We start from the raw sequence: 16948 nt of genomic DNA on the forward strand, positions 1-16948 counted from the left end.
GGAATGAAAGCAATATATACCACCCTGTTTGCAGCAGCAGCCTATCTGGCGGTAACACCTGCCTGCAGCAAGTTTGATGCGATCAATACCAATCCAAACGCCACCAGCAGTGTTACACCTTCGCTGCTGGCCACCAACCTGATTTTGGATATCACCGGCTCCAGCGCCAGCAAAAGTTTTGTGACACCGTATATGGTCAGCAAACATATTGCCTGGGGCGAACTGGCGCAGAGCGAACAATATAACAGTTTCGGCCGTACGTCGCTGGGCGGTATGCAGGTACTGACCAACGTGCAGAAGATGATCAGCCAGGCTGCTCCTGCAGATAAAAATGCTTACACCGGCCTGGGCCTGTTTATTAAAGCCTATAAACTATATTACCTGTCTATGTCACTGGGAGATATTCCCTATTCTGATGCATTGAGTGGAGAAACAGGTAATGTACGCCCCAAATATGATGAACAGAAAAAGGTGATGCAGCAGGTATTAGCCGACCTGGAGAATGCAGATAAACTGTTATCTTCCGCAGGTAATTTTTCCGGAGATCCTACCCAGCTGGGCGGTTCAGCCGACCTATGGCGGAGGGTGATCAACTCCTTCCGCCTGAAGGTACTCATCAGTCTTTCTAAAAAGGTAACCGATCCCGATCTCCGGATAAAAGAACAGTTTGCGCAGATTGCCACCACCAGTCCTTTGCTGCGGAGCAATGCCGACAACCTGCAGACTGTATATTCCAACAAAGCCGGACAGATCTATCCGTATAACAACACCTTGTTTAAAGGAACAGCATACGGCATGATCTCCAGCGTGATTATCGATACCCTGAAAAAATTCAATGACTACCGGCTGTTTTATTATGCCGCTCCTTCCGCCTATGCCATCAAAACAGAAGGGAAAAAAGCCGATGACTGGAATGCTTATCCTGGTACTGATCCTACACCTGAGTTTTCTGTTATTGCTAAAATTTATACTGCCGGTAAACACTGTGCGTATAACCTTCGTTATACCGATTATGTATCCGGTGAACCAGTGATCCGCATTGGTTATGCAGAGCAGAACTTCATCCTGGCAGAAGCAGCCGTGCTGGGCTGGACCAGCGGCAATGCCAAAACCTTTTATGAAGAAGGGGTAAAAGCCGCGATGAACTTTGTTGCCACCAACACGCCCGATGATGTACGTTACCATAGCGGCAGAAAGATCACTGCAGACTATATCAATAATACTTATCTTACCGGTACCGATGTTGGTTTTGCCACCACTGCTGATATGCAGCTGAAACAGATTTATGTGCAGAAGTACATCCTGTATTTTATGCAGCATCCATGGGACGCGTATTATGAATGCCGTCGTACCGGTTATCCGGCACTGCCTGTGAATCCGGCTACCAGCCTCAATCAGGACGATAAAACCCAGATGCCTGTACGCTGGATGTATCCTCAGGATGAATACGACTACAACCAGGCGAATCTGAAAGAAGCCCTGCAACGGCAATACGGTGGTACCGACAAAACCAATAATATCATGTGGATACTGAAATAACCCGCATATGTTGAACAGATGTATTTTAATAGCAGGACTGCTGCTGATGTTTATAGGCTCTGTAACGGCGAAGGATATACGTTTATCTGTTTTACAGTTAAACATCTGGCAGGAAGGCACCATGGTGCCGGGCGGCTATGAGGCCATCGCCGAACAGATCAGCGCTCTGTCGCCGGATTTTGTGACGCTGAGTGAAGTGCGCAACTACCGCAACACCCATTTCTGTGACCGCCTGACAACCACCCTCCGCGAGAAAGGTAAAACCTACTATTCCTTTTATAGTCAGGGTGCGGGCCTGTTGAGCCGTTATCCCATCATAGACAGTGCGGTGATCTTCACCGAAGGTGGCAGTATCTGCAAACTCACGGCAAAAGTAGGGGACAGGGAAGTAGCGGTATATTCTGCCCATCTGGACTATCTCAACTACGCCGTGTATCTGCCCAGAGGATATGACGGTGTTACCTGGAAAAAGTTGCCGGCCCCCTGTACCAGTCTGGATACTATCATGGCCTCTAACGTGGCTTCCAAACGGGATGAAGGCATTGCCGCCTTTCTGCAGGCTACCACACACGATCTTGCGCAGCAACGCCTGGTATTCCTAGGCGGTGATTTCAACGAGGCTAGTCATCTCGACTGGACCGCTGCCACCAAAGATCTCTTCGATCATCATGGTATGATCGTACCCTGGACCTGCTCCCGTATGTTATACGACAAAGGTTTCAGAGACAGCTACCGTACCATCTATCCACATCCGGAAAAGAACCCCGGCTTTACTTTCCCGGCAGACAATACGCCGGTCGAAGTGAAGAAGCTGGCCTGGGCACCGGATGCCGATGAACGCGAACGGATCGATTTTGTGTATTTTTATCCGGATAAACAACTCTCGCTGCAGCAAAGCTCTGTGGTAGGTCCTTCAGGCAGCATTGTGCGCAACCAACGGGAAGCGGATAAAAGTAATGATCGTTTTCTGTTGCCGGTGGGCACCTGGCCTACAGATCATAAAGGTGTATTCAGTGTTTTTAGTCTCAGAAATACGCGGTAGATGATATCATTTACTGCAAATAACAAGGCGTCTCCATTTTTTTGAGACGCCTTGTTATTTGCAGTAAATACAGATATGCTGTGATATTTCTGTCGTTACTTTATGTTTAAAAACATGGTATCAGGCTTTTCCCCCAAATAGCTTATTGTGTCCCTTACAACCATTACAAGCGTGCTGTCATTTCTTAAATGCACAGTGTCAACTGAGTTATACCGCTCGTAGTCCTGCAATACTTTTTCATCTTCTTTATTCTTATAAAACTTCCTTACTTGTATAGATGATTGAATGGTTGCATTTGAAGGTAATTGGACAATTCTGAGCCTATAGTTCTTATTTGGAACGTTTATGACTTTCACTTCTTTCTCTTTTATGTCAATAACGTTATTACAACTGCAGAGAAAAAATAAGACAAGTATGATGAGGTTCTTTTCTAATAACTTAATATATTCTTGCATAACTACATTTGTTTTTTGAGATCCCATATTTTTGCATTCCACCAACTAGTATGTTCTTTATGCTGGGTTGGAGTAAACATGATATTACTAACGTTCTTGAGACTACCGTAGGGTTTTAAAAAGCAGGGTGTACTTAAAGACCAAACCATGCTTAAGCGGTTCAATGATATCGCCTCCTTTCCGGAAGAAGGTAAACAGCACATCCTTTATACACTCGATGCGCCCTGAGTTTCAGACAGCCTCTCCATGCCTTACTTGATAGTAGTATATCTTTTAAAAATAAGCCTAAATAGTACCCAGCCTGTTAAAAGAAAAACAACAAATTGAACAAATATCATAATGATATGTTGGTTTGGATCTCCATATAGCACTCCCCAACTTATGAAGTTAATTGGTAGTGTAAATAGTAACATCCACATTACCCATTCCCCATAAAATAAGTTATCCGGATAGAGATGCAGCCCATAACCGCAGTGCGTAAAGTAATCAATCGCCATCCATCGTTCATTACTGCCGTTTGTACCGTAAAGATCATGACCCAGGTCATTGATAAAAACCTGTAGAACCCTTGACAGGTAAGCGTCCAGCAGTTCGCATAATAAACGTACCTGTTCCGGTACTTGCAGGGCGTAGCTTTCCTCGCCACGTTGCAGTGGTGTGTTTTTCATAACTATATGTTTAAAAGTTAAAGGATAAAAAAAGTTGATACAAGGTTTAATAAAACACCGTCCGGGAGGACAGATGATGTGTTACTGCTGCTGATGGTATATTCTCCCGTTGACCATAGATCCTATGTCCAGCCTATGTTCTGACGCTGATCACATCATCTGTTCTCCCGGACGGAAGCGCGACAGTACAAAAGTTTATCAGGTATGGATTTAGGTACTAAAATAGTACAACTGCGTAAAGAGAAGGATCTTAACCGGGACGAACTCGGTAAGGCTGTAGGCACCTCCGGTGCTATCATTGGCCCGTTATGAGCGTAATGAGATTACGCCATCTGTAGAAGTAGCCGCCAAGATTGCGGACGCACTGGATGTAAGCCTGGATTATCTCGTGGGTAACACGACCTTTTTAGTGAAGGATAAAAAATGCTCTATCGCTTGGAGCTGCTGGATAAAATCTCAGAAGAAGACCGTAATACGATTCTGCGCGTGGTGGATGCATTCCTTAAAGAAGCTCAACTTACAACTACCTCTAAAAAATTAAAAGCATAAAATGTAACAGCCGCAAGTGCTGACCTGCGGCTATTCTATGACATTTATACTGCCTTAATTATTGCCTACATTAAAAACCCCATATCACTTCCTCTTCATTATTAATAACAACAATTAATCTAAAACTATAGTTAATATCAATATTAATTGCATTCGGAGTAGAATATCTAACATCAATGATATTACTAACATCATCCTCGCAACTTTTATAGTCAACTATTTTTAATTTCAAACTTTGTCCAGGCTCTAATTTATAATCTGTACAAGGCGGATCTATAATAATCAACAAAGGCTCTTCCGTTGTGTTTTCAAATTTTAAAATCAAATCTGTATTTACCATAGCTTTAATACTTTATTAATCGTTTCCAAACGTGCTTGTTGAACGGAGTAATCTTTCTCTCTGGTTTTAAATTTTTCAATTGCCTCCATTAACTGGCCTTGATATTGCTTTAAGCCTTGCTTGGTAACAATTCCTTCCGATTTTAGATTCTTTACAAAACTCTTGTTAATATCTCCTGCGAATACCCTAGTCGCTTCAGCTGCTTTAGCAAAGTCTCCTCCCGATGTTTTCGCCAAACCAAGAGCATCATTATATGCTCCCAAATTTAATTTAGTCGCTTGTTCCGCTGCCTGACCTGTTGTCCTCATAACCATTCCTTCAGCAGCCCCTGATAACTTCCCTAACATTTGAAAGGCCTTACCTACAGGAATAGCGGACAAAATACTAATCGTTGCATCAGCCTTATTCATAGGTTGGCCAGTCTGAAGGTCTTTACCAGTAACCAGAGCTTGCGCACCATTTCCAGCAAAATAAACTGGATTTAAATTTTGATTTACACCTGCGACAAATTCAGTTACTGTACCTAAGACATATTGTCCTGCAAACTTAAGCGAAGATCCGAGATCTGTTGGAGCGGTCAAGGTATACTCCCTGCCTGTAACCAGTCCAACCTGTTTAATAGGATCTCCTGGCCCATCTGGCTCATCCCCTAAAAAGTCTTTATACCTAATTGGGTTATCATAGTTAGAGGCATACGGAGACCATGCCTCCATATTCCCAATCTTCGGATCTATCTGGTTCCACCTGCCTATCTGCGGATCCAGATTCCTAAATTGTGCATCATATATATCAATATCCAGATCATTAGTATACTCTATACCGTTATACTTTTTCCTATTCTCCGGATACTTCAATCCTTTGAGTGCATTATAAGATATCCCCGCCATCGTTAACCCAAACGGATAATAATGCGTCTCCTCCAGCAAGGGGCCGCTGATCTGGCTCACCAATAAATTATCAAAGAACAGTGCTTCCTGGGTTTCATTACTCGTATATACGTACAGGTACCCATTCCGTTGAATGGGTATTTTGTCTGTAGATAATGTCTGAAGCTGATCCGGGGCTGTTTTAACTTGTCGAACACCACTGTTGTCTTCTACTAATTTAAATTGTTCATCAAACATCACAAAATTTAAATAGGCTCGAGGGCGCGTGGGTTGTGTTTTGTCGGTGTTGTTATCTTTTAACTGTTGGTAATGATTGTTATAGAAGTCTTTGTCAAAAGGAGTGAACGGGCGCTCTGTAGCTGCACTATGTGTACCAGCCATCTGATCTCCCGGAGTAAAGGTATGGATAAGATCTGCCAGCATGGCCTCCGCCGGGACATCAGCTGAGGACTTCTTGCCTGGGCCGGGGGATTTATAAAGTGCCTTTACGCCTAATTGGATAGTATCTCCTGCCATCACACGGAGCACCAGGGAAGGGCCGATCTTCCGGCCACCATCTGCGGCAGTAAGCTTGGCGACTGAGGCATTGGCTCCCGCACTCTCATCTGTAGGGTAACCCGAAGGTTTGTTCACCCGCGTATTGTCGATGTTACTGAATAATGTATTTTCTTTCGCGGCAGCTCCAGCCTCCATAGTAGCTGCGTACATCGAAAAGTCTGTCTGTTCTGTCAGTACCGTACGCACATTGCCCAGGTGGTCTTTGAGAAAGTAATCATAACGGAAGGCAACAGGATTGCCTGCTGTCATTAAAGCGCGGATACGACCTTCTTCATGGGCCAGGAACTGCAGGGTGTCATTTTGATAGACCATACCTGCTATATAGTCTGTGGTGGTGGTTTTAGAGATACCACTGCTGATATCTGTCACCTCTTTTCTCAGTTTGTTACCTGAAGCGTCGTACTGATAGCTAATGTTGCCCTTACCGGGGATGGTGATGGTTTGCGGAAGATTTAAATGATTATAGGTGATTCCCGTGATGTGCTTATTGTTATCGCTAGTCAGATTACCATTCTGATCATAGGTGTAGTCTACACTTTCGTCGTTGTTGATTTCTTTAAAATCACCCAGCTGACTCTGAGGGTTGTTTTTCCGGTCGGTGACGAAAGAGAGCTTATTGCTATTAGCAACATAACCGTATTTCAGGCTGTCAATGGTTTGTATCAGATTGGCGGTCATTCCCTTTTGGATCATGTACTGAATATTTCCATTAGCATCATAGGAAAGATCTTTCACAGAGAAGTCAATCTGGTCATTGGTCCAGTTGTTACTGCCGCTGTTCTGCTGAGTGAAATCGGCTACTGTGAGACGGCTTACCGGATCATAACTATAGCCATAGGAACGGGTAATACCATCTCCCCGGCTCTTCCATTTGGCACCGGAGATGTTGCCATTCAGCTGATTAAGGGTAAAGCCCTGATCATAGTTCAACTCTTCACCAAACCAATTAGTCGTACTACCGGGAGTGTTGACATAATCCCGGTTGATGCCTTTCAGCGAGCCTTGTTGGGTATAGTCGTAGGTAAGTGTTTCCAGCTGTGTGGTACCGGTAACACCTATACGTTTGTTACGAAGACGGCCCAGCTCATCATAGGTGTTAACAGCTACCGTTTTGAATGCACTGGTATCATTAAGCTGCTTCTTTACTGAATCCAATCTTCCTGCCGCGTCATAATGCAGCATGGTGAGCACCTTGAGCTCCGGGGTAGTGCCGCTGCGCAGGTTATGATGCCGAAGATAGCTGCTTAACAGCTTACCATTGAAATCATATAAATTGGTGGTGATATCCGTTCCCCCGCTTGCGTTAGTACTTAGCTGCTGGATGGTCCGACCCTTATCATCATAATAGAGGGTAGTGACGATCCACTGGTCGATGGTGCCCAGTACTTTGACGCGTGTACCGGTCAACACACCTTTGGTATAATTACTGGCAGCACTGTTGCTTACGGGATAGGGATTGCTGCCAGCTTTTGTATAGACAGCTTCGCCGGACTGGAAAGTTTGAGCTCCCGGAAAATCATAGTTATCATAGAAGATGTAGGTAAGTGGTACCAGGTCTCCGCTGTTAATACCCGGCAAAGGATTGTTAACGTTTACACTGACGGTCGCCTGACTGGCGGTGCTATCTATTTCCATCAGTGTAGATGCTCCTATCCCTGTATCAAAACTACCTTCTGTTATGATACTCTTCGCCGCAACATACCTGGCTCTCCCATCAAAAGAAGCCACCACAAGATCTGTAACAGGGGGAACCACATGGGTAAAAGTTTGCGTTCCATTTGTAGCACTGTTTATACTGGTCTGCAGGGCGGCTCTTCCGGCGCTGGTATTGTACAAAGTCGTCATTACAGGTCTGTTCACCTCATCGTAAAAAGTGGCCAGCCACTGGTTCTGCAGGTTGCCATCTCTCGAAAATACCAATCTGTCCCGTATATCATATACCATCTCTGATGAATCTGCGTCCGGCACTTTTTTCATGATCATCCGCTTACGTTCATCATAGCGATAGAAAAAGCATAAGTCTTTTACAGAAGCCGGTGTCCAGGTGCTGACCATCAGTTCCACGGCCCTGGGCGGAATCACACTACGCAGATTTTCATTGTCATCGTACACGTAATAAGTGCATAACCATCCGATATGGCCATCAGTGACTGTTGCAGACAATGCAATACGCTTTAGTATTATATGACCCGCCTTGTCGGTAAAGGTTACTACCCGCTCTCCCTGCTCATTAATTGTTACATTTTTTAACAAAGTCCCTGGCGTGTATACGTTTGTGCTGGCAGGAAACAGATCTCCTGCTGCTATACGCCAGATACGGACTGCATCTGCGGTTGTATTCACCGATACCTGTTGTTCAACAGGTTTGTTGCCTCCTTCCAGGGCCCAGCTATTACCAGCCGTGTAAGTCTTCAATACCCGGTTAAGTGGCGAAGCCTCATAAGCCGTTCGGCTATAATAGATGCGTTCTCCAGAGCCAAGAGCATTAGCATTATTCAAATGAAATTGTGCCTGGGCATTAAACGGATCCGTTTTAAACTTACCATCTCCATTGCCCGGAGAAACATATGGCAGATAACCATATTGTACTCTGCCATAATCATCATAGATAACTGGCGTCACCAGGTCTTTGCCGGAAGAGCTGATGCCTTTTACCACTGTTTGCAGAGGGCGACCCAGCCCATCAAAATATTGGGTCTGTTGTTTCACCTGGTCAATACTGCCGGCATTAACTACTGTAGTTGGATTGGAAACCGGCATAGAGGGTTCCCTGGTGCGGATATAATTAATTTTTGCACCGGTATAGGCTCCGGGAATAGCCACTGGCACAGCGGAAGGAATAACACCGCCTCCGGGCTTATTCTGTGCAGAAAGGGAAACGACAGACAGCAGACATAAAAACAGTATCCATGAATGACGCATACAAGCTGTTTTTTAAGAGGTTAACGCTATTGTGTTACAGGCTGCTGATATTGGTAATCCAGCTGTTTCAGGATATTGCCGTCCTGGTCACGGATAAGTTTCAACCTGCCATTGCTGTCGTATTCGTAAAACGTAATCTTTCCGGAAGGGTCTGTGGCAGAGGTCATGCCCAGCTGCGGTGCATAGGTATAGGTAGTCACCAGTGCAGGAGTTCCGGCAAGCCCGGTGCGGATTTTATTTAACTCTGCACGCATAGCCGCGTCTGTGATATTCGTCTGTTGGATAACGGCATTAGTGACCAATGCGGCTACAGCGGAATAAGTACTTCCGGTTACTTTAGCTATCGGGTAACTGTTGTTATATCCCCAGAGGTAGACTTCTTTGGTATCACCGGTCTTAAATTGTTCTGTGAGATTCCCCTTCTCATCATAAGCTGAAAAATTCGTTTCTGTATAGCCCTGCGGGGTATTATACTGACGATAAATACCTGGATGGATCTTATCCACATTGAATAAACTGAAGCTGATTTTTCCGCCGCTGGTAATTGTGGTGGCTACTGAATCCACGTTTTCTAACGGCTGCAGATAATTTTTACCCAGCAGGGTGGTTTTCATATTTTGTTCAGCAGATGCGAGCCCCCAGACAAAATCTGTATTGGCCGCAAAAGGATAATGATAGGTGCTGCTTTTTATGCTCCCGTCACTCTGCGAGGTTTGTACTCTCCGAAGCAACCGCTGATCTTTATAGATATCATAATTATTGATCGTAGTAGTCACAAACGTACCTGCCGGTGTAAACAGTGAGTCTGTTTTGCTATAGAGCAGATAACTGCCTACCGTGGCATAATAGTAGTTACAGGTAGCAGTATAAGGTACTTCATTCGAATTCCGGGGCCATTCCCTGCATGTCCCGTTATTATCCATAATATCCTGGTAGTACGGCTTAAACCTTACACCTGGTGCGGCTCCCTGGTACCCAACATCGTAACTATAGGTAGTGCTTTTTAACAACGTGCCGCTCTGGCTGTAAAAACGTTCTTTCAACAACCAGCCTCTCAGATGACTATTATCCGCAGGGGGTACCAGGGGAAATGCATCGGAAAGGCCGTCCTGCACAAAGCTGAAGGTTCTGTCCACCCAACCATTGCCCTCTTCAATAGTTCTTACCTCTGGATATACCACATATGATCCGCCCTGCGATGCCAGCGGATAGGCAGAAGAAGTATGCAAAGCCAGGAAATACCCGTTCACCGCGCCTGGATTCTCCAGTGTAATCAGATGCAATGGTGTTATCAGCAACCCGCTGGTGTATGCAGAATCAGTGGAGTATAACTGATATTTGTATTTTGTGGTGCTGATTTTATTGCTTACCGGATCATAGTCCCGGATTTCCTTTATCCTTACGCCACCAACATTCAGGTTGTTTTTATTAAAGCTTCCATTGGGAGTGGTAATATTATCCTTACTTAAAGTGGATTCTACCCAGTTGCCACTGAGTGTAGCCATAGAGCAGAAATCATCGCTTTTATATACTTCCATTCGGTAATATCCATTGGGCAGGTCCCATGTCATCATGGGTGTATTATAGAGATCATATATCTGGTAACCATAGGTATCACCGGGATAACTCAGTTGAAATAACTTTACATGATAGCTATTGCAATAACCTGCACCGCTGTTAAGTGTGTAATTGAACATAGCCCCTCCATCGGTACTGTTAATGGAGAACTGATGTTGCATACAGGGAAGCGGATCATTGTAATAATTGAAGTCTGTCCGGTTAAAACTCCGTTGCTGTGTGTATTGTTCTTCCGGATAATATTCCCAGGCAGTGATTTGCAACGCCGTATTTCCTTCGTATACGAATTCCCGGTATCCGCCGGTAGGGAAAGTGATTTTGGTGAGTATATTGGCCGCTGCATAAGCCGGTACTGCAGACCGGTCTATCCCTGAACGCCGGTAAGTGACGCCACCATATTGGTACACAAACCCTGGATATGAAGTGGGATTGTATTTATTGTTGAAATATCCCCAATGGTCCACCGCATTAGATCCTCTCGCAGGGAGATTATCCATCTCATTGTATTCAAACTTATACACCGCACTATCTGATCCGGCACCACCTGATTCGGTGAAGCCATTCAATTTGAGCCTTCTGACAGAAATATCCGCCACCGCACTAAAATACCCCAGGTTAAAAGCAATCCGCTTTCTGAGTGTTCCGTTTGGATCGTATAATTCAATACTGTTTACTTTCCTCGCCCATATGTTCCCATCCTGCCGGTTGGTGTCGGTGTTTAACAGGATATAACCACTACTGCCATCAATACGGGAAAGCTGATATTCATTTACTCCGGTCTGTACTATCGCCATATCCCCGACAGTATTAAACCCCGTAAGGTCACTCAATGGTGCTACCGGCCAGAAACCGCCGGAAACAGTCGTCATAATCCCGGCAGAGGGTACGTAACTGTATTTCAGGGAACTCTCTTCATTCATGTCATACACTTCCGTCAGGTACCAGGTATAGGAAGATACCCCCGGCTTTGTATTGCCGGAATTGTTTACACTTGTATATGTGTAATTACTGGTGGTGTAATAGGTAATGGCTTTGTTTTTACTTTTACCGAAATAGTATTTTCGTCCGTTTTCATCCGTAATGATCCATTGCCGGATGCCATTATTAGGAATACTAGTGGTATCATATTCTATCTTAATACCGGCGTTATCAGAAAGTACAATGCTACCATCTTCCCGGAACAGAAACTTTCCGCTCTTACCGTTAAAGTTGTAATAGAAAGCATCCGGTTCTAGGTCCCGGGGACTGGCTGTGGCAGCCAGGACATCCAGCATATCGGTGCAACCAAAAGCAGAAGGCTTATGAATATTACTTAAACGGCCCGATGTTCTGTCATCTTCTATTCCATTCACCGTTTGTACAATTCTGCCTGCTCCATCAGACAGGCTAAACCCCTGGCCTACACAACCAGGCGCTTCTTCCACCCTGATACCTCCTGTACTGTTGTATTCCAATGATAGTGCGGCACTCAAAGATCCGCTTTGCAGACTCATTAAAGGGAAACTGATGGGGACTGTTCCGGTATAATTGCCAACAGGCCGTTCCAGCACTTTGAAAAGAGACGCAGCGTCCGGAGAAAGCGGTTTGACCTGAGGGATACTATTCTGAAATTGTGCTGTGGCGTTGAAAAACAGCATGCATAGGAACAAGCTGAGTACAGGGGATTTACAAAACATAACAACAATGATGTATAGGTCAGAAAATTTTGAGGCACAGATTTAACAACCAAATATTCGCACAGGGATAATACTAATTTTCACAAACAGTTTCTATCTGAATGTAAGTAATCTTTTTTAAATAAAAAACATTGGTATCCGGGGAACTTCATGTAATACTGGTTTTCAGAGAAAATGGGCTGGATAATCAATATCCTATGCAGGTATAACCGCCGTCGTATACGGTGAATACAACTGCCAGCCGAGTGTTTCATACAATGCTTTCCCTGCAGGAGTAGCTACCAGTATACCTTTATTTTTTCCCATGGAGATGCCTTGTGCCGTGAGAGCTGCCATTACAGCGCTGCCCAGGCCGCGGCGCTGATGGACAGGGTCGGTGGCAATACGGTCGTAAATGATGTGGTCATCTACTATCACCATACGGCCGATGGCGGCGACTGTTTCTTCAGCGCTGTATATCGTTGCTATGAGAACGGGCGTATCTATCTGGATGTCCAGTCGGTATCCATCCGGCAAATGCAGGCGGGGAGGGCTGTCTGGCAGGTGGTTGGTCATCATGAAACCTGGTGGCTGTATGACCCAACGGGGCGGTAGATGCGGTTGTATTGCAGTAGCAGGGGCACATACTTTCAGTAAAATATAAGGTTGGGTGATGGTCTGTGCGAGGTGTAGTAATCCTGCGGAAATTGTGGGAAAAACATAACGTATCTGCTGGTCGGCCCAGCCAACGTCTACGCGAAATCCGTCATGGTCGGGCACCGGAAGGCTTACTCCTTTCGCCAGGGACCAGCCTTTCAGCCATGTTTCTACCAGGGAAGGGTCGGCATGTTGGTATGATGAATGTGTTGTCATGGGTGTATTAAAGGTAGTTATTCCCTGACTGCCATGTATATCTGTTATAGTGAAATATTCATTTTCTGTATCTGTTGCAGTTGGACAATACGGGATAATTTCGTCTTATAAACGAATCAACCATGCAAACAGATCTTACCTATTTACCACCGAATCTGCCAGAGCCGGTGGATGACGGGGCTTGTGATCACCTCAGTAGAATGCAGATGCCGGATATAACACTGCGTTCTACAGCCGGAACGATGGTATCACTGAGCAATATCCCCGGCTGGCTGGTCATTTATTGTTACCCGATGACAGGACCGGCACATGTGCCATTGCCTCCCGGATGGGATGAAATCCCCGGTGCCAGAGGCTGTACACCACAGGCCTGTTCTTTTCGGGATCACTATCAGGAGCTGCAGCAATTGCAAGCCACCGTTTTCGGGATGAGCACGCAAACGGCAGCCACCCAACAGACAGAAAGGGAACGGATACATCTGCCGTTTCACCTGCTGAGTGATGAACAGCTGTTGTTCAGCAGGGCGCTGCAACTGCCCATGCATTACGTGGAAGACCTGGTGCTGATAAAACGGGTGACACTCATCTTTAAAGATGGATATCTTCAGAAATATTTTTATCCGGTATTTCCGCCAGACAAAAACATTGATGCAGTACTGGCCTACCTGAAGGAACAGCAGTAGTCATCAACCGTTTTTGATTATTTTTGCAGCATGAATTATATAGATTGTGTTGGCCTGATCGTAGTTGAAAACAGAGAATTATTACTGGCTTTCAGTAAAAACAAAGGTGCCTGGTATCTGCCGGGCGGAAAAGTGGATAACGGGGAAACGCCGCTGCTGGCCTTACAGCGGGAGATAAAAGAAGAGCTGAACATGGAGCTGGAAGCAGAGAGCCTGCAATGGTATTATCATATCACGGCACCTGCTTTTGGTGAAAAAGAGCTACTGATGCGACAGGATTGTTTCCGGCACCAGTTGAAACAAATACCGCAGCCTTCTGCAGAAATAGGAGCAGTACGTTATTTCAGCCTGGAAAGTTATCGCAAAGAACAACATCAGGTACACGGAGTACTGCTTGCCTTCGAAAAACTGCAACAGGACGGTTTGGTAGACTAACCATCAACACCTTCCGGCATGCCGGAAGGTGTTGTCGTTATTAAGGTTTGATGGCATGGGCTTCCAGCTGCGCAACTTTGGCTTCCAGCTTGTCCATCTGTTTTTGCTGTTGAATGATGTAAAGGGTCAGCTCTTCCACCTTCTCCAATAATCTGCGGTTCATCTCACCGAGGTCTATTCCTTCTTTTTCTACTACTGTGGCTGCTGGTATGTTGGGCAGATGTTTGTTTTCCAGAATGAACTTTTCGAGTGACTGAAGAGACGGTAGATGATACTGTTCCCCGAAAACATAGTCAGGCCAGTTGCTGATATTTTTTACAACTACTCTTTGTGCGAGCATAGTGCCGTTCACGGCCAGTTTAGCGCCGCCGGTCCTGTCGGTGCCGATGGAAACATTTCCCTGATTGTCAATTCGCAGGCCATCATAATTATCAGCCCATGGAGTAATTACAAAACTACCTTTGTTATCGAGGCCACCGGAGTATACAATGCCCTGGTCACCTGGGTGCATCATCTGGGAATAGTTGCCGCCGCCAAAACTGCTTCCCATTAACATAAAATGACTATTATTATTGTACAGCGCCAGGTTAGGGTCTGCTGTATAGGCGGCCTTAATGGTGAAGGCGCCCGTGCCTATTACGTCCAGTTTACGGGAGGGGGTAGTGGTGCCAATGCCTATATTACCATCGGCCGGATATGGAAATGTATTAGTCTGGGCATAGGATTGAATAGCGGCCATGGTTAACAAAGCCAGGAAAATTTTTTTCATAAGGTATACAGTACAATTTGTTGAGGTATGAAGATAGGTGTTTAGCGATAAAAATTTACTTCTTCATTAACTGTGCCGGCGTATATCCCCAGTATTTCCGGAAGGCGGCAGCAAAGTTTTTATTGTGCTCAAACCCGCAGTACATCGCTACTTCAGTGATATCCAATTTAAGATCCAGCAGCATTCGTTTTGCATCCTGCATTCTTTTCTGGTGAAGATATCCGAAAACGGTGGTGCCAAAAAGTTCCCGGAAACCTTTCTTGAGTTTGAATTCATTGATACCGGCTTTATGGGCCAGGTCTATAAGCGAACAGGGAGTGCTGATATGTTGTTCCAGTATCTCCCTGGCGTAATGGATTTTTTCGATGTCGTGTGATGGTAAACTGCCGGCAGCTTTACACAAAACAGCAGGGGAAGCCTGCTCCAGCTGCAGCATGAGCAGGTCCAGTATCCTTGATTCCAGATATATGCGCCTTAATGCTGCTTTTTTATCACAATGCAGCATATCGCGGATGGTCAGCTGCATAGCAGGTGTAATGGGCAGTTGAGAGCCGATGCTGTTAAAAATGTCGGGCAGGCCAACACTGCCAGCCAGTCTGGTGAAATAAGATCGGGTAAGCTGTATTTCCAGAACAGACAGTTTTTCATTCCCTTTCGGATAAATATATTCGATCGGGTTAGTACCAGCGTTCAGTATGGCATGGTGCCCGCTCTGCAGGGTGTTGTAATAACGCCCCATCCGGGTTTGTACACAGCCTTGCAACATGTATTGTAGTTCTATCATAGGAGATTCGAAGCCTCCTATTACTTTTACCGGGGCAGATACTTCATAGCAGCCTCTGTTGATCAGGATATGATCAAACCATTCCTGTTCGAAATGAAAACAAAAGCCGGGCTGCCGGGCTATTGTATCCCGGGTGGCAAGGCCTCCGGCTACGATATAGTTATCCGGATAGTCCAGGGCTACAATCAGCTCCTGGTCTTCTTTTTTTCTCAGCACATATTGCATGCCTTTTCCGTTTTTGTCGCATGGTAAAAGTAGCACAATGAAAAAACTGACTTTGCTCGAAAAGGGAAAAAATCCTTTTCCCAGTATGATTGATCCTTTTAGCAGTCACTTCCGCAGGCGGGAATGACCACCTTTGAAGGAAAAACATGAAGAAAGACAGAGGAAACGGCTATGCTGCCAATGCGGTACTGGTATTAAAGGAAAAAAACTATCTCACGCCACACTATATCCGTGCTACGTTTCATTGTGATGAGGCGGCGCTTTTCCGGGAATCAACGGTGGGTGTCAACAATAAAATCTTCATCCCGCCGGCAGGTGTAAAGGATATTCATTTCCCTGAATTTGATTTTGAGGCTGGCAAATGGCTGCTGCCACCGCCGGAAGTTTGTCCAGCTATACGAACGTATACCCATCGGGGTATTGATCTGGTCCGTAAAGAGCTGGTGATCGACTTTGTAGCGCATGGCGACAACGGGCCGGCCTCCGCATGGATTATGTATGCACAGCCGGGCGACAGGATAGGGGTATCTATGTGGACCACTGCCACTGAATTATATGCACCGGCCGATTGGTATCTGCTGGCGGGCGATGCTACTGCGATCCCTGTATTGAGCGTGATTCTTGAAACGCTGCCTGCAACGGCCCGGGGGCGTCTGGTGCTGGAAGTAGCTTCTCCGGAAGAGGAACAGCCGCTGTACACCCGTTCCCAGGTGCATATACAATGGATCTACAATGCACATCCTGAAAAGGGCAGCCATCTGTCGTCAGTGGTCCGTTTGCTGCCTATCCCTGAAGATGTTTCCCGCTATGCTTATGTGGCCGCTGAATTCACGGCTGTGAAAGAGATCCGGCAGTACCTGCGGAAGGAACGGCAATGGACAAACGAAGAACTCAATGCTTATGCCTACTGGAAAGCCGGGGTTTCGGAAGAGGGCTCCCAGATGGCCCGCAGGGCGGAAGCGCAGCTTTGAAAACGCTTCAGCAGC

General features: G+C 45.6%; 14 protein-coding genes and 1 pseudogene. 7 read left to right on the forward strand and 8 right to left on the reverse strand.

Translation table 11 applies throughout. The annotated features are described in order from the left end of the window. Positions 1–3 precede the first annotated feature (3 nt). Positions 4–1539, forward strand: a complete 1536-nt coding sequence (locus KD145_RS28750) for a SusD/RagB family nutrient-binding outer membrane lipoprotein (protein ID WP_212003248.1) — start codon at positions 4–6, stop codon at positions 1537–1539. A gap of 7 nt (positions 1540–1546) precedes the next feature. Continuing rightward, on the forward strand, positions 1547–2581 hold the full coding sequence (locus KD145_RS28755) for an endonuclease/exonuclease/phosphatase family protein (protein ID WP_212003249.1): 1035 nt from the start codon (positions 1547–1549) through the stop codon (positions 2579–2581). Between the two features lie 95 nt (positions 2582–2676). On the opposite strand, the gene KD145_RS28760 is transcribed toward KD145_RS28755, so the two are convergent. Next, on the reverse strand, positions 2677–3036 hold the full coding sequence (locus tag KD145_RS28760) for a hypothetical protein (protein WP_212003250.1): 360 nt from the start codon (positions 3034–3036) through the stop codon (positions 2677–2679). A 251-nt stretch (positions 3037–3287) separates the two neighbouring features. Further along, positions 3288–3704, reverse strand: a complete 417-nt coding sequence (locus KD145_RS28765; RefSeq protein ID WP_212003251.1) for a hypothetical protein — start codon at positions 3702–3704, stop codon at positions 3288–3290. 289 nt (positions 3705–3993) lie between these two features. Between KD145_RS28765 and KD145_RS32625 the strand changes: the two are divergent. Beyond that, positions 3994–4050 (forward strand): annotated as a pseudogene (locus KD145_RS32625) (hypothetical protein); the annotation flags it as partial. A 77-nt stretch (positions 4051–4127) separates the two neighbouring features. Beyond that, a complete protein-coding gene (locus KD145_RS32525; protein ID WP_256441237.1) occupies positions 4128–4253 on the forward strand; it encodes a hypothetical protein in 126 nt (41 codons plus the stop codon). Between the two features lie 70 nt (positions 4254–4323). On the opposite strand, the gene KD145_RS28775 is transcribed toward KD145_RS32525, so the two are convergent. The 4 genes from KD145_RS28775 to KD145_RS28790 form a co-directional block, all read right to left on the reverse strand. Beyond that, positions 4324–4593 carry a hypothetical protein gene (locus tag KD145_RS28775; RefSeq protein ID WP_212003253.1) on the reverse strand — a complete coding sequence of 90 codons (270 nt, stop codon included), beginning with the start codon at positions 4591–4593 and terminating at the stop codon, positions 4324–4326. Then, the gene (locus tag KD145_RS28780; RefSeq protein ID WP_212003254.1) at positions 4587–8960 is read right to left on the reverse strand and encodes a DUF6443 domain-containing protein; all 4374 of its coding nucleotides are present in this window, start codon (positions 8958–8960) and stop codon (positions 4587–4589) included. The genes KD145_RS28775 and KD145_RS28780 overlap by 7 nt, the downstream gene beginning before the upstream one ends. A 26-nt stretch (positions 8961–8986) precedes the next feature. Beyond that, entirely contained in the window at positions 8987–12214 is a 3228-nt protein-coding gene (locus KD145_RS28785; protein ID WP_212003255.1) for a YD repeat-containing protein, read from the reverse strand. A 195-nt stretch (positions 12215–12409) separates the two neighbouring features. Continuing rightward, positions 12410–13066, reverse strand: a complete 657-nt coding sequence (locus tag KD145_RS28790; RefSeq protein ID WP_212003256.1) for a GNAT family N-acetyltransferase — start codon at positions 13064–13066, stop codon at positions 12410–12412. A gap of 122 nt (positions 13067–13188) precedes the next feature. Here KD145_RS28790 and KD145_RS28795 point away from each other — a divergent pair, with 122 nt between their 5' ends. Then, positions 13189–13749, forward strand: a complete 561-nt coding sequence (locus KD145_RS28795) for a peroxiredoxin (protein WP_212003257.1) — start codon at positions 13189–13191, stop codon at positions 13747–13749. A 30-nt stretch (positions 13750–13779) separates the two neighbouring features. Continuing rightward, positions 13780–14184: an NUDIX domain-containing protein gene (locus KD145_RS28800; protein ID WP_212003258.1), complete on the forward strand. Its 405-nt coding sequence runs from the start codon at positions 13780–13782 to the stop codon at positions 14182–14184. A 40-nt stretch (positions 14185–14224) separates the two neighbouring features. Here the strand turns inward: KD145_RS28800 and KD145_RS28805 are convergent, their stop codons facing one another. Both KD145_RS28805 and KD145_RS28810 read right to left on the reverse strand, forming a co-directional pair. Further along, positions 14225–14953 carry a hypothetical protein gene (locus KD145_RS28805; protein WP_212003259.1) on the reverse strand — a complete coding sequence of 243 codons (729 nt, stop codon included), beginning with the start codon at positions 14951–14953 and terminating at the stop codon, positions 14225–14227. Between the two features lie 55 nt (positions 14954–15008). Continuing rightward, on the reverse strand, positions 15009–15962 hold the full coding sequence (locus tag KD145_RS28810) for an AraC family transcriptional regulator (RefSeq protein ID WP_212003260.1): 954 nt from the start codon (positions 15960–15962) through the stop codon (positions 15009–15011). Positions 15963–16108: 146 nt separating this feature from the next. On the opposite strand from KD145_RS28810, the gene KD145_RS28815 reads away from it, so the two are divergent. After that, entirely contained in the window at positions 16109–16933 is an 825-nt protein-coding gene (locus KD145_RS28815; RefSeq protein WP_212003261.1) for a siderophore-interacting protein, read from the forward strand. Positions 16934–16948 lie beyond the last annotated feature (15 nt).

It is taken from the genome of Chitinophaga sp. HK235, from assembly GCF_018255755.1.
In the GTDB taxonomy this organism is placed as follows: domain Bacteria; phylum Bacteroidota; class Bacteroidia; order Chitinophagales; family Chitinophagaceae; genus Chitinophaga.

Bases quoted from the DNA above. Each gene is read 5' to 3' on its own strand.
- KD145_RS28750 (WP_212003248.1), top strand. From the start codon at position 4: ATGAAAGCAATATATACCACCCTGTTTGCAGCAGCAGCCTATCTGGCG.
- KD145_RS28755 (WP_212003249.1), top strand. From the start codon at position 1,547: ATGTTGAACAGATGTATTTTAATAGCAGGACTGCTGCTGATGTTTATA.
- KD145_RS28760 (WP_212003250.1), bottom strand. From the start codon at position 3,036: ATGCAAGAATATATTAAGTTATTAGAAAAGAACCTCATCATACTTGTC.
- KD145_RS28765 (WP_212003251.1), bottom strand. From the start codon at position 3,704: ATGAAAAACACACCACTGCAACGTGGCGAGGAAAGCTACGCCCTGCAA.
- KD145_RS32525 (WP_256441237.1), top strand. From the start codon at position 4,128: ATGCTCTATCGCTTGGAGCTGCTGGATAAAATCTCAGAAGAAGACCGT.
- KD145_RS28775 (WP_212003253.1), bottom strand. From the start codon at position 4,593: ATGGTAAATACAGATTTGATTTTAAAATTTGAAAACACAACGGAAGAG.
- KD145_RS28780 (WP_212003254.1), bottom strand. From the start codon at position 8,960: ATGCGTCATTCATGGATACTGTTTTTATGTCTGCTGTCTGTCGTTTCC.
- KD145_RS28785 (WP_212003255.1), bottom strand. From the start codon at position 12,214: ATGTTTTGTAAATCCCCTGTACTCAGCTTGTTCCTATGCATGCTGTTT.
- KD145_RS28790 (WP_212003256.1), bottom strand. From the start codon at position 13,066: ATGACAACACATTCATCATACCAACATGCCGACCCTTCCCTGGTAGAA.
- KD145_RS28795 (WP_212003257.1), top strand. From the start codon at position 13,189: ATGCAAACAGATCTTACCTATTTACCACCGAATCTGCCAGAGCCGGTG.
- KD145_RS28800 (WP_212003258.1), top strand. From the start codon at position 13,780: ATGAATTATATAGATTGTGTTGGCCTGATCGTAGTTGAAAACAGAGAA.
- KD145_RS28805 (WP_212003259.1), bottom strand. From the start codon at position 14,953: ATGAAAAAAATTTTCCTGGCTTTGTTAACCATGGCCGCTATTCAATCC.
- KD145_RS28810 (WP_212003260.1), bottom strand. From the start codon at position 15,962: ATGCAATATGTGCTGAGAAAAAAAGAAGACCAGGAGCTGATTGTAGCC.
- KD145_RS28815 (WP_212003261.1), top strand. From the start codon at position 16,109: ATGAAGAAAGACAGAGGAAACGGCTATGCTGCCAATGCGGTACTGGTA.